The following is a 13114-nucleotide window of genomic DNA, read 5'->3' as shown; positions in this document are numbered from 1 at the left end:
CAGCGGTGGAGGCAGGAGATGACTCGGCGGGAGACCAAGGCCACGATCAAGCAGGATACTGAGACTCAAATCGGTAAGCATGAACCTCAAAAAGCTTGGCTGTTAAAGCTTTTGCCCCTCTTGCGATCGGGAATGCCGATGTTGCTGACCAGTGGGATCATGACGCTACTGGTGGTGGGTCTGCGCTATCTCGGCGTCTTGCAGGGAGTAGAGCTGGTCACCTTTGATGCGTTTGTTCGCCTCCAGCCCGAGGAAGCACCAGACCCCCGTTTGTTGGTGGTTACAATTACGGAAGAAGATATTCAACGGCAAAAGAAGTGGCCGATTTCAGACCAAGCCTTGAACCAAGCCCTGGGAAAGCTTGAACAGGCTCAACCCTTGGCGATTGGCCTGGATTTATACCGAGATTTACCTGTCGAGCCGGGACATCGCGAATTAGCCACCCGGTTTCAGACCAGCGATGTCATTGTGCCCGTCTGCAAGGTGCGGACAAAATCGGTGCAGGGAGTGGCACCGCCTCCCGGAGTTCCCATGGAGGCGGTAGGTTTTAGCGATATTGTGATTGACCCCGATAATGTGGTGCGCCGTAATTTAATCTCGATGACCGAACAACGGGGGAAGTGTACTACCACTAATTCTCTGGGTTTGCAACTGGCACTGAGTTATTTAGTGGCTCAGGGCATCGAACCCCAGCTGACACCACAAAATTATCTACAACTGGGATCCGCTGTTTTTAGACCCCTCCACGAAAATGACGGTGGATATCGGCGTATCGATGCCCAAGGCCATCAGATCTTGTTGCGGTATCGTTCTCCTCAACAGGTTGCCCGGATGATCAGCCTCACTGATGTCTTGCAGGGCCAGTTTCGCCCTGACTGGGTGAAGGATAAATTGGTGCTCTTAGGGGTCTCGGCGTTGAGTGTAAAAGACACTTTTCTTACCCCCTACAGTGCTGGGCAGCAGGAGGATATCTTCATGCCGGGGGTGGTGCTCCATGCCCAAATGACCAGCCAGATTCTCAGTGCGGTTCTGGATGGCCGTTCTCTGTTCTGGTACTGGCCCAAGTGGGGAGAGGGATTGTGGATTTTAGGGTGGGCACTGGTGGGGGGAACCTTGGCTTGGTGGGTGCGCCATCCCCTGCAACTGGGGGCGTTGACGGCAGTGGCTCTGGGGAGTCTGGCAGGGGGCTGCTATGTGATCTTTCTCAAGGCAGGCTGGGTACCAGTAATTCCTCCCGCGATCGCCCTTGTTGGCACCGCAGGCAGCTTGGTCACCTATGCCGCCTATAAAGCCCAGATATCGCAAAAACAAATTGCGGAGCAGTCCCAGGAACAGGATAAGGCGATCGCGCTCTTACAGGCCATGCTCAAGGAAAGTCGAGAGGCGCAGAGTGATGCCGTGCCCGAGACCACCCCGATTGCCGACAGCCTCAACACCCTGTTGAGCGGGCGCTATCGGATAAAAAAAGTTCTAGGGGCAGGGGGGTTTGGACAAACCTATCTGGCAGAAGATACCAAGCGACCAGGCAATCCCCTGTGTGTGGTGAAACACCTGCGTCCAGCGCGGAAAGATCCCAAATTCCTGCAAGTTGCCCGTCGCCTGTTCAACACTGAAGCTGAAATCTTAGAGCAGCTGGGGCAACACAACCGCATTCCCCAACTGTTAGCTTATTTTGAAGAAAATAAAGAATTTTATTTGGTGGAAGAATTTGTCCAAGGGCATTCCCTCTCCAATGAGCTGGTTCCCGGCAAACAGCTGTCGGAAGCACGGGTCATTGAAATGTTGCGGGGCATCTTAGAGGTACTGGCCTTCATTCACCATCATCGGATTATTCACCGGGATATCAAACCAGGAAATATCATTCGTCGCCAATCCGATAACCGCCTTGTCCTGATAGATTTTGGAGCGGTGAAACAAATCCGCCCTCCAGAACGAGAGGAGGAAGAAAGCAATACCGTTGTGATTGGAACGCCGGGTTATGCCCCTGCTGAGCAACTCTCCGGTCAACCTGGTCTGAGCAGTGATGTCTATGCATTAGGGGTCATTGGCATTCAGGGACTCACCGGATTAGTTCCCAAACAGTTCCAGAAAGATCCTCGAACCGGGGAAATTCTCTGGCAACATCTGGCAAAAGTGAGCCCCCAGTTGTCAGGGATTCTAGATAAGATGGTGCGCTATTACTTTAGCGATCGCTACCAGTCAGCCGCTGAAGCCCTGCAAGATCTGGAGCGCCTCACCCGCTCACTGCCGAAGTCATCTTAAGGCCAGTGATTTCCCAAGGCTATCCTGAGAGAGTCTGCAATTTCTAACAATATTTCCCCCCTAGTTTCTGGGGTTTTTTGCACCTTATCCCACCCCTAAAGGTTGACAGAGTACTAGGGAAACGTGTAGGAAACGAGTTGGGAGGTGGCCTGCACCCCATTGGAGTCGGTGACTGACTTCACCAAACCAACATGATTGGCATACCAATAGGTTTTGGTGACGGGACTGCCAGTCTGGTTAACATTGGTAATCACCTTCATGGCTTGGTATTTGCCAGCGGGAACCACAACGTCCTCAAGGGCGATCACTTTACTGGTCTCTGAAATATCCTCCCCCACAATACCTGTCCCCTTCCAGTCCCAGGTTGTACCGGGAACCAGAGGATTCTTTAAGAATGGGCGGACGGGTTGAAAGGAACCTTCCGTAAGGTAGTAGGACATTTTATGCATCATCACCCACCCCGGCGGCTTGGAATACCAAGTTTGAATGGGAGTTTGCTGGGGAGAATTGGAGGAGATCTGCGTCAGGTAGAGGAGGGTGCCATCTGGTTGAGATTCTGTCTTCAAGACCGTTTGCGTAAATTCCGTGTTGGTGCCAGCATCACTGGTGGTCTTGTATTTCCAGACTGCGGCGATGGGCAACGGGAAATAGTCAGGAGGCGGTAGTTGGGGTTTCTGGGCCAGGACACCCGTGGCGATCGCCAGACAGCAGACAGTAACACAGATCAGGACAAAATTGCGGACTCGACTCACGGATAGGCTCCTTTGTTCAACATTCTTGACATTCACTGCAGTCCTAAGTCACTTTCAAATTTTGATTCTTTCTGAGTCAGTAAGCCTTGAGAAAATTATGCAGCTAAATTCCCTGGGTGACACATGAAGCTCACACCACCTGCTGACGCGAGGATGGGGGAGTGCAGGCTAATTTTGTTCAAAGGGCAGACTGTCAGTCAATCAGCCCCAGTTCAGACAAGACTGCTGCCAGGTTAGTAGCGGGTCTGCTCGTAGGCTGCCTCAGAGATGAATGGAATTTCGGCGTAGAGCCCTCGGACACACTGGACAATTGAATAGGCGACTGCCACTAAGGTTCCCAAAAACACAGTATCGAAGAAGATGATCAGCAATATCGGTGCCTGGATACCTTGGAGTGAGGAGGCTGATACAGAGAAGCCCAGTGGCACCAGAGGCTGCATAAATCCTACCAGGGACAGAAGGAGGCTGCAAAGGTAGAGAACAATGGCGATCAAGAGTGCCTGCATGGTGTTAAAGCGCAGGAAATGGTGCATATCCGGATTTCTCACCACCCCCACGAACAGACCGATAAACAGCGCCAAAGGCACAATCTGCATCCCCCCCAGGGAAAAGTTATATATCAGGAGTAGGGGAAACAACGGCAGGAAAATTACCTGGAGCAAAGGAACCTGCATAAAAATGAACAGGCTAAAGTTGAGGGATTCTAGCAGAGGGATCAGATAGGGCAGGCCGGCAAAAAAACGATCTCGAACTGTGGTTGATCCGCGCCAAGTCATGATGCAAGCTCCTAAGGCATATCATTCAATATTGGCAATTCGGAAGCCCATTTGACACTCGTACTGTTGGGGTAGCTGCTCACTCAATCGCCCCAGGGCACGACCACAACCCAGTTGACCGTGATGCCAGCGGGGTTGACCACTTTGATCGGCCAGTGGACAGCCTTGACAGATGGGATGAGGCAAGAGTAGCTGTTTATCCATCAAGATGATTAACATCAGACACCTCCGGCAGACTCCCAAGCATGAAAGTACAGCAGTTCTATCACTATTCTATTTCAGCAATAGAGTGGGTAGGGGTATTTGATACGCAGCTTAATACGGAACGACGGTCAGAACGGTGGCAATTCTATCAGAATCAGGACGTGGACTCGTAGTCTGTCAAGACGATTCTTAGGAGTCGAAGACCCACTCTAAAAAAAATCCAGTCCGGGTTCGTTGAATTTTTGCAATTTTTAAAGTTAGCAATCCCTAGCCCAAGGGCAGCAACTGTTGTGCCTTGGAGGTACTGGCAGCCACCACGGTTTCGCGGGCCCACTGATCTGCCTGTAAAATATCCTCTAGCGTTGGTTGGGAGCAGTTATTGGCTTGGTGGCGATCGCAGACCTGTTCGATCAAACGGGGAATATCGAGGAAGTGAATGCGTTCTTCGAGGAACAGAGCAACTGCCTGTTCATTGGCGGCATTCAGCACCGCTGGCATCGAACCACCCGCCCGTCCCACTGCATAGGCCAGTTGCATACATGGATATTTCTGGTGGTCAGGGGCGCGGAAGGTCAAATCTCCAGCTTTTACCAGATCCAGGCGTTCCCAGTCCGTACTGACTCGCTCTGGCCATGAAAGAGCATAGAGCAGGGGCAGGCGCATATCCGGCCATCCGAGTTGGGCCAGCACCGAGGTATCTTGCAGCTCAATCAGGGAGTGAATAATACTCTGGGGATGGATCACAATGTCAATTTGGTCGTAAGCCATCCCGAACAGATAATGGGCTTCAATCACTTCCAGCCCCTTATTCATCAAAGTTGCAGAGTCAACCGTAATCTTGCGCCCCATCGACCAATTGGGATGTTTCAGGGCATCTGCCACCGTCACCTGCCCTAGCTGCTCCACCGGCCAATCTCGGAAGGCACCACCGGAAGCCGTCAGGATAATCCGCCGCAGCCCCCCCGCTGGCACCCCCTGAAGACACTGGAAAATGGCCGAGTGCTCGGAATCGGCGGGGAGCACCTTGACACCGTATTGCTGAATCAGGGGCATGACGACTGGCCCCCCTGCAATCAAGGTTTCTTTGTTCGCTAGGGCAATATCTTTCCCGGCTTTAATGGCTGCAATGGTGGGCAGCAGCCCAGCACAGCCAACAATTCCGGTGACCACAGTTTGGGCATCGCCATAGCCAGCAACTTCCACCACCCCTGCGCTGCCCCCCAAGAGCGTCGGTTGGGGCTGCACATCGGCGATCGCTGCCTGTAAATCGGGGAGTTTCTCGGCATCCCCCAGGGCGACAATCTGGGGATGAAACTGCCGAATCTGTTGCGCCAATCGCTCAATGTTGCGCCCTGCTGACATGCCGACGATCCGAAACTGGTCAGGATATTGGGCGACGATATCCAGGGTTTGCGTACCAATCGACCCGGTAGAGCCGAGGAGGGTAATGGCTTTCACAATTATTTAAGGATTATCCACACCCTTCACTATAGAGGGTTAGGGGACACTCTGGGATCGGAAACCTCACAGATCCAAAAGAGTTTGTGGTTCTCTTGAATCCCTACTATGTCTATCAATAGAGAGATAAATCAGTAACACTGTTAGTTAGAGCCTATGGAGATCTAGCGAGGCAATGACCAATCAAGACAGTTCAGTTTCTAGTGTCCATCGGGCTTTAGGAAAAGCCCTGATTTTACATCCCCTGACCGTGGGGCTGGACACAGGACTGACGGAGGTGATTGGACTGATGCAGCAGCACCAGGTCTCCTATGTGTTGGTGCTGGAACACCAGCGGGTGCGGGGTATTTTTACGGAGCGGGATCTGGTTCGACGCATGGCTGCCGAACTTCCCATGCCAGGGATGGCTATGGTCAAAGATCCACCTCCGACCATGGCGGCGGTGATGACCCAGCCAGTGATCACCCAGAAGGTCTCCCAGGTCAAAGATCCCCTGAGTGTGCTGCAATGGATGCGCCAACATCAGGTGCGTCACTTGCCAATCGTGGATGAGGCAGATTGTCTGTTAGGCATGGTCACGGCCAATAGTCTGCGACAAGCCCTCCAGCCCTCTGATTTACTCAAGTTACGACGGGTGCATGAGGTGATGACGAGTAGCGTGATCCAAGCTCCCCTCACCGCCTCTGTGTATGAATTAGCTCAGTGGATGACCCAGGCACGGGTCAGTTGCGTGGTGATTACAGACTGTCCCACCCCAGATTGCGCCTATCCCCTTGGCATTGTCACCGAACGAGATCTGGTAAGGTTGCAACTCCAAGAGATGGACTTCCATCACACCCAAGCACAAGCGGTGATGAGTCATCCCCTAGTGCCGGTGCTGCCACAGCAATCCCTTTGGGAAGCCTGTGAGAAAATGGAACAATGCCAGATTCGCCGCCTGGTGGTCTGTAACGAACAGGGAGAACTGCGGGGGCTGGTGACTCAGAGCAGCATCCTCCAATCACTGGATTTGTCAGAAACCTACACGGTGCTCCAGCAAATCCAACTGCAATTGCAAGAATCCCAACGGCAATTGCAGCAAGTTCAGGCAGAAACGAGGGGCTACAAGCAGGCAGCGGAGCGCTTCTGGAGCTACTTGGATCAAACCACTGATATATTCGCTGAATTTGATCCTCAGCTCTGTTGCACCGCGATCAACCCAGCGGCGGCACAACTGCTGGGAGTCCCCCCAGAAACCGTCTTAGGCAAACCCATCGGCGAGATGCTGGGGATAGCGACCAGGGAAATGGCTGCCTCGTTGCAGTTAGCGCTGACCACTGGCGAGAAAATCTTTGTGGAGCATGAGATTCACCTCGCAGCAGTCAGGCGTACCTATGATACGGTCTATACCCCGATTGTGGATGCCACCGGGAGGGTGAACCGGGTGGTGGCAATTTACCGAGACATCACCGAGAAAAAACAGCAGCAACAACAATTTTTACAGCAGCAAGAAATAGAACGACAGCAAGCAGAGGCTTCCCTGCAAGAACGAGATGCCATTCTGGAGAGTTTATTCAATACTTCCTCCCTGTTAATGGGGGTGGTGGAGTTAATGGATGATGACATCTTACATATCTCAGATAACCAGGCGACCGCGCGCTTCTTTGGCACCACTCCAGAAGCGATGCGTTGCCGTAAAGCCAGTGAGCTTGGTGTTCCTAGCAATTACATTCGTCGGTGGCGGGAATACTATCTGTTGAGTGTGCAAACGGGGCAGCCAGTGCAGTTTGAGTACTGCCATGCCCTGCCTTCCCGAGATTGCTGGCTCTCGGCGACGGTCTGTTATGTCGGTCAGGCAACCAATGGCCGCCCCCGGGTTTTCCTATGTGATGGAGGACAACAGCGATCGCCAGCTTGCAGAGGTGGCGCTTTTCCAGGCCGAAGCCCGCTATCGCAGTCTGTTTCAGCATGCCGTCGAAGGAATTTTTCAGACCACCCCTGAGGGCACCTACCTGAGTGTCAATCCCGCCCTTGCCAAAATGCACGGCTATGGGTCACCGGCGGAGATGATGGCGGCCATGAAGGATCTAAATCATCAGCTCTACGTTATTCCAGGGCGACGCGCCGAATTTATCCGGTTAATGGATCTCCATCAGGAAGTCAAGGAGTTTGAATCCCAGGTGTATTGCAAGGATGGCAGCCATATCTGGGTGTCAGAGACGGTCAGAGCGGAGCGGGATGAGGCGGGCAACCTGCTGTACTACGAAGGGACTAGCCTCGATATTACGGCGCGGAAACAAACGGAAGAGACCATCCGCCAAACCCAGTCCTTCCTCAATTCAATTGTGGAAAATATCCCCAACATGATTTTTGTCAAAGATGCCCAAGATTTGCGCTTTGTCCGCATCAACAAAGCCGGGGAGGAGCTGCTGGGTTATGCCAGAACCGATTTGTTGGGAAAAAGTGATGATGACTTCTTTCCACCGGAGGAAGCCAATTTCTTTGTGACCAAGGATCGGGAGGTTCTCGACAGTGGGATCTTACTGGACATCCCCGAAGAGCCGATTCAGACTCGTCATCAAGGGGTGAGAACTCTGCACACAAAAAAGATTCCAATTTTGAATGAAGCGGGTCAGCCCCAATACTTGCTAGGGATTTCGGAAGATATCACCGATCGCAAGCAGGCTCAGGAGCTGCTTCAGAAACAACTCCAGCGAGCGTTACTGCTGAAGCAAATTACCCAAGAAATCCGCCGCAGCCTTGATAGCAGTAGGGTGTTTCATACCACAGCAACTCAGATCGGACAGTCTTTCCAGGTGAGCCGTTGTGTGATTCATACCTATCTTGAACACCCCATTCCCCAGGTGCCGCTGGTGGCGGAATATCTACAGCCAGGGTGTGTTTCGGTACGCACCCTGGAAATCCCTGTCGCGGGGAATTCCCTGATGGAAATGGTGCTGAGTGCGGATCAGGCCATCGCCTTTGACAATATTGCCACCGATCCCAGATTGGCACCAATGACACCCCAGTTGCTGCAATTAGGGGTGCAGTCGATCCTGGTGGTTCGCACTTCCTACCAGGGAGAACCCAATGGCATCCTGCGCCTGCATCAATGCGATCGCCTGCGCCACTGGAGTCAGGATGAAATTCAACTCTTAGAAGATGTGGCAGAACAGGTGGGAATTGCGATCGCCCAAGCCCGGTTGTTAGAGCAAGAAACTAAGCAACGGCAACTCTTGGCTGAACGGAATCAGATTCTCGATCAGGCAAAGCAGGCTGCAGAAGCTGCGAACCAAGCTAAAAGTGAATTCCTGGCTATGATCAGCCATGAAATCCGCACCCCGATGAACGCAGTGCTGGGGATGACGGGGTTGCTGCTGGACACCGAACTGAATCCGGAGCAGGAAGACTTTGTGGCCACGATTCGCCAGGGTGGGGAATCCTTACTGACGATTATTAACGACATCCTGGATTTTTCCAAAATTGAAGCTGGGAAACTCCAACTCGAAGCCCAACCCTTTAATCTCCATGATTGCATTACGGATGCCCTCAACCTCCTGGCACCAGAAGCCACCAAAAAATCCCTGGAACTGTCTTTAGAAATTGCTGGCTCCGTGCCCCAGTTGCTGTTGAGTGATGCCACCCGCCTGCGGCAAATCCTGGTGAACTTGCTGGGTAATGCGGTCAAATTCACCCCCAGCGGTAGCGTCCGGATCGAGGTCACAGCCAAGTCCCAACCTTTGGCAGCAGCGGCGGATGAGACCAAGACGGTCTACGAAATTCTCTTTAGCGTTCAAGATACGGGCATTGGGATTCCCCCCGATCGTATGGATCGGCTGTTCAAGTCCTTTAGTCAGGTGGATGCATCGACAACTCGGCAATATGGAGGTACAGGGTTAGGGCTGGTGATCAGCCAAAATTTAAGTGAGATGATGGGAGGACAAATTTGGGTCGAGAGCCAAGGAGCCATCGCGGGTACCCCCCGGCGGACTGGCAACCATCGGTTCCCCTGCAAAGGGGCTCTCGTTTCTACTTCACGATTGTAGCCACGGCGGCATCGTCTTACCCAATGGCTGCCCCAGCCCCTGAGCTGTTAGTTGCCGGTGCCGTGCTTCCCCCCCTGCGGATTTTGCTCGCGGAGGATAATTTGATCAACCAGAAGGTGGCGTTACAAATTTTGCAGCGTCTGGGCTATCGCGCCGATGTCGCCGCCAATGGACTGGAGGTTCTGGCAGCGTTGCGCCGTCAATCCTATGATGTGGTGTTCATGGATGTGCAAATGCCAGAAATGGATGGACTGACAACGACCCGTCACCTATGCCAGGAATGGGATGGGGCGGTGCGTCCTCGGATCATTGCCATGACAGCCAATGCCATGCCGGAGACCCGGCAGGCTTGCCTGGAGGCTGGCATGGACGGCTACATTAGTAAACCAGTGCGGCAGGAAGAGCTACTCCAAGCCCTGCGTCTTTGTCAACCGCCGATCATGACGGGGACAGACCCACTGCCGTCGCCGCTGATGCTGGATGTGAATGCCTTAGGCGAATTACAGACGCTGATTGGGGATGACTTGGCAACCTTGATTGATATCTATCTGGAGAATGCCGCCCGATTGCTCCAAGAGATCGCCACTGCGGTGGCGGAGTCTGATCCCACCAGCTTCCAATTTGCCGTCCATAACCTCAAGTCCACGAGTGCCACAGTCGGTGCTCAGCGCCTCGCCCAGGATTGTCAAACCCTGGAAACTCACTGCCAAACCAAACCCTTGTCTGAGGTGCTTCCCGATCTGCAACCGTTGCAAGCAGAATTCCTCAGAGTCAAAGCCGTCCTACAGCAATTCATGTCACCGAGGGAAACATGAGCACCCTACCAGTTCCCCCAGACTCAGCCCTGATCCTAGTGGTGGATGATGATGCCTTCACCCGCAGGCTGCTGCGCATGGAGTTGGAACGGGCTGGGCATCAGGTGATTGAAGCTGAAAACGGTGAGGCGGGGTTACGGCTGTTTTGCCAATGCAAACCTGAGATTGTCCTCCTGGATGCCCTGATGCCCGTGATGGATGGCTTTACCTGCTGTAGTCACATTCAAGCCTTGCCGGGGGGCGATCGCACCCCGGTGTTAATGATTACGGGTTTGGAAGATCAAAGGTCTGTGGATCAGGCATTTGCCGCCGGAGCGACGGATTATGTCACCAAACCCATCCATCTTCCCGTCTTGAGACAACGGGTGCGCCGCCTGTTGCAAACCCGGTACCTCACCGAAGAACTACGGCAACAGAGCCAACGAGAATACCTATTGCGAGTGGTTGCCCAGCAGATTCACCAATCTCTGAATCTTGATGAGATTCTCAATACCACCGTCGATCAGGTGCGACAGCTGCTGCAAACCGACCGAGTGGTGATTTACCACTGCGATGCCGCAGGCAACGGGATGGTGGCGGCGGAGTCCGTGGCGGCAGGGTGGGTTTCAATTCTGGGAACCACGATTCGAGAAACCTGGTTTCAAGAACGCATTGCCTTTTTCCGCCAGGGTCATCGGGAAGTTAGCGATAACTTGCAACAGTCAGAAGTTCTGGATTCCCGTCGCAGGTACAGCGATCGCCAGCAAATCCGCGCCCAACTCGTGGTTCCGATCCAACAGGGGGAGCACTTCTGGGGGATTTTATCGGTGCATCATTGCGCCCAACCCCATCATTGGCAAGGGTTTGAAATCAATTTACTGGAGCAATTGGTCACCCAGGTGGAGATCGCGGTGCAACAGTCCGAACTCTATCAGCAGGTACAGCGACTCAACACCGATCTGGAGCAACAGGTGGAGGAACGCACCACGCAGCTGAAACAAGCCTTTGATTTTGAAGCCCTGATCAAACGCATTACCGATAAAGTGCGTGATTCCCTGGATGAAGATCAGATCTTGCAAACTGCGGTGCAGGAGTTGGGTCGAGGGCTGGACATTTACTGCTGTAATGCCGCCCTTTACGACCTCGAAGGGCAGACCGCCACGATTAGTTATGAGTACACGTCCCAGCTACCCTCGGCCCAGGGTGAGACCCTGAAGATGGCGGATCTCCCCGAGATCTATGGACAACTCCTCCAGAATCAATGCTTTCAGTTCTCGCCCATCGCCGCCACCCTTCCCTGCGCTTTGCAACCGCAATTTACGGCCCTCGTCTGTCCGATCTTCGATGATCAGGGGGTTTTGGGGGATCTATGGCTACTGAAGCCCCCCGAGGCCGCCTTTAGTGAACTAGAAATCCGCGTGGCTCAACAGGTTGCCAATCAGGGGGCGATCGCCCTGCGGCAGGCGCGTCTATACCAGGCTGCTCAGGTGCAGGTGCAAGAACTGGAACGCTTAAACCGCCTCAAGGATGATTTTTTGAGTACGGTGTCCCACGAACTCCGATCTCCCATGACGAATATCAAAATGGCAAGTCAGCTCTTAGCCACCCTGATTAAGCAGGAGCAGTCCTTGACGCCGTCGCTCCCCCTAGGGAGCCCGATCAGCAAGATTGATCGCTATCTCCAAATCCTCAATACCGAGTGCGATCGCGAAATGGCGCTGATCAACGATCTGCTGGATCTACAACAACTGGAGGCCGGAGTGGATGACCTCGATCTGAGTGACATCGATCTCCATGGCTGGCTGCCCCAGATTGGTGACTCTTTTCGTGAACGAGCCATCACCCGGCAACAAACTCTGCGCTTGGAGATAGCGACGAATCTACCGCTGCTGCGATCGTCAGCCGTGAATCTCGGACGAGTGGTGAGTGAATTGCTGCACAATGCCTGTAAGTACACACCGGCGGGTGAAACGATTCTGCTCACCGCCCACCTCCAGGGGGATACCCTGCAAATCGGGGTGAGTAATGCCGGGGTGGAAATTCCGGCTCATGAGCTACCGCGAATTTTTGATAAGTTCTACCGGGTTCCCAGTGCAGATCCCTGGAAGCAGGGCGGAACTGGCCTGGGTTTAGCCCTCGTGCAAAAAATGGTCAGCCATTTAGGGGGCAGGGTTGAGGTTGAGAGCCATTCCCTCCTGACCAGCTTTACCGTTGTGTTACCTCTCAAGGGGCCTGGAAAGCCGCTGCCCCGCGGATCTCCCATCGAGTCTCCGATAAAAAAATAAAGAAACTGGAGAGACTGGCAGTTTCCCCAGTCCCTCCAGGGAATTCAAGAGTGGGTCAGCCCTAGCCCCCTAAGCCCCGTAGTTTTTGCATTTGATCCGGGGTCAAGATTTTTTGGTAACCCTGCACCGAGGTCATCCGAATAGCGCGGATTTTAGTTGTCTGGTCGTTCGTCAGCTTCAGCGTTGGCAGGACATCCTCCATTTTTTTTGCCCGATTGGATGGCCTGACTGAGTTGGCTACTTTGAGTGGAGGTAAGGACTGCGGCAATTTGCTTTTGTTCATTGTCGTGAATTTTGCGCAGTTCTAGCATCTGCTGGGAGGTCAAGTTCAGATCCTGTAACGCGGAGCGATTAATGCTTTGGGCGATGGCACCCGATTGCAAGGGTTGCGCCCATGCCCCTGCCGACAAGGATGTCAAGGCGATCGCGCCCAGAAGCAGAGAAGCCATTTTGACAGACTGGAAAGACATAGGTAAGAAATTAGTTCATAAACCGCTGTCTCTATTGAAAAGCAATTTGGAGCCTTTGTTCCCATTTTTCTGGAGCCCCCAGTTCCCC

Annotated in this window: 9 protein-coding genes and 2 pseudogenes; 6 read left to right on the top strand and 5 right to left on the bottom strand. The window is 53.3% G+C overall.

Annotated elements, in window-relative coordinates; genetic code table 11:
• The first annotated feature begins 18 nt into the window (after positions 1-18).
• Positions 19-2262 (top strand): CHASE2 domain-containing protein, encoded by a 2244-nt coding sequence (locus DO97_RS15685; protein ID WP_081980793.1) that lies wholly within the window; start codon positions 19-21, stop codon positions 2260-2262.
• A 113-nt stretch (positions 2263-2375) separates the two neighbouring features.
• Here DO97_RS15685 and DO97_RS15680 read toward each other — a convergent pair whose 3' ends face one another.
• From DO97_RS15680 to dxr, 4 genes are all read right to left on the bottom strand, one after another.
• Complete coding sequence (locus DO97_RS15680) at positions 2376-3014, bottom strand: hypothetical protein (RefSeq protein ID WP_036535209.1); 639 nt, start codon at positions 3012-3014, stop codon at positions 2376-2378.
• Positions 3015-3247: 233 nt separating this feature from the next.
• Complete coding sequence (locus DO97_RS15675) at positions 3248-3790, bottom strand: Tic20 family protein (protein WP_036535207.1); 543 nt, start codon at positions 3788-3790, stop codon at positions 3248-3250.
• A gap of 21 nt (positions 3791-3811) precedes the next feature.
• A complete protein-coding gene (locus DO97_RS15670) occupies positions 3812-4009 on the bottom strand; it encodes a hypothetical protein (protein WP_036535204.1) in 198 nt (65 codons plus the stop codon).
• A 252-nt stretch (positions 4010-4261) separates the two neighbouring features.
• Positions 4262-5452, bottom strand: a complete 1191-nt coding sequence (gene dxr, locus DO97_RS15665; protein ID WP_036535202.1) for a 1-deoxy-D-xylulose-5-phosphate reductoisomerase — start codon at positions 5450-5452, stop codon at positions 4262-4264.
• Between the two features lie 175 nt (positions 5453-5627).
• Here dxr and DO97_RS25370 point away from each other — a divergent pair, with 175 nt between their 5' ends.
• The 5 genes and pseudogenes from DO97_RS25370 to DO97_RS15650 all read left to right on the top strand — a co-directional run bounded on the left by DO97_RS25370 (position 5628) and on the right by DO97_RS15650 (position 12556).
• Positions 5628-7433: a CBS domain-containing protein gene (locus DO97_RS25370; RefSeq protein WP_052128829.1), complete on the top strand. Its 1806-nt coding sequence runs from the start codon at positions 5628-5630 to the stop codon at positions 7431-7433.
• Positions 7321-8094, top strand: a pseudogene (locus DO97_RS31380) (PAS domain-containing protein); the annotation flags it as partial. The gene DO97_RS25370 and the pseudogene DO97_RS31380, both read left to right, overlap by 113 nt.
• 12 nt (positions 8095-8106) lie before the next feature.
• Positions 8107-9872 (top strand): annotated as a pseudogene (locus DO97_RS31375) (ATP-binding protein); the annotation flags it as partial.
• 45 nt (positions 9873-9917) lie between these two features.
• Entirely contained in the window at positions 9918-10292 is a 375-nt protein-coding gene (locus DO97_RS31370) for an Hpt domain-containing protein (RefSeq protein ID WP_476703527.1), read from the top strand.
• Positions 10289-12556: a hybrid sensor histidine kinase/response regulator gene (locus tag DO97_RS15650; RefSeq protein WP_052128826.1), complete on the top strand. Its 2268-nt coding sequence runs from the start codon at positions 10289-10291 to the stop codon at positions 12554-12556. Before DO97_RS31370 ends, DO97_RS15650 begins: the two co-directional genes overlap by 4 nt.
• A 152-nt stretch (positions 12557-12708) precedes the next feature.
• Here DO97_RS15650 and DO97_RS15645 read toward each other — a convergent pair whose 3' ends face one another.
• Positions 12709-13026 carry a sigma-70 family RNA polymerase sigma factor gene (locus tag DO97_RS15645; protein WP_036535200.1) on the bottom strand — a complete coding sequence of 106 codons (318 nt, stop codon included), beginning with the start codon at positions 13024-13026 and terminating at the stop codon, positions 12709-12711.
• Between the last annotated feature and the right edge of the window lie 88 nt (positions 13027-13114).

The sequence above is a fragment of the Neosynechococcus sphagnicola sy1 genome (genome assembly GCF_000775285.1).
Classification (GTDB): Bacteria; Cyanobacteriota; Cyanobacteriia; order Neosynechococcales; family Neosynechococcaceae; genus Neosynechococcus; species Neosynechococcus sphagnicola.
The sequence above is the reverse complement of the archived record's forward strand: the minus strand, read 5'-3'. Positions and strand labels throughout refer to the sequence as shown.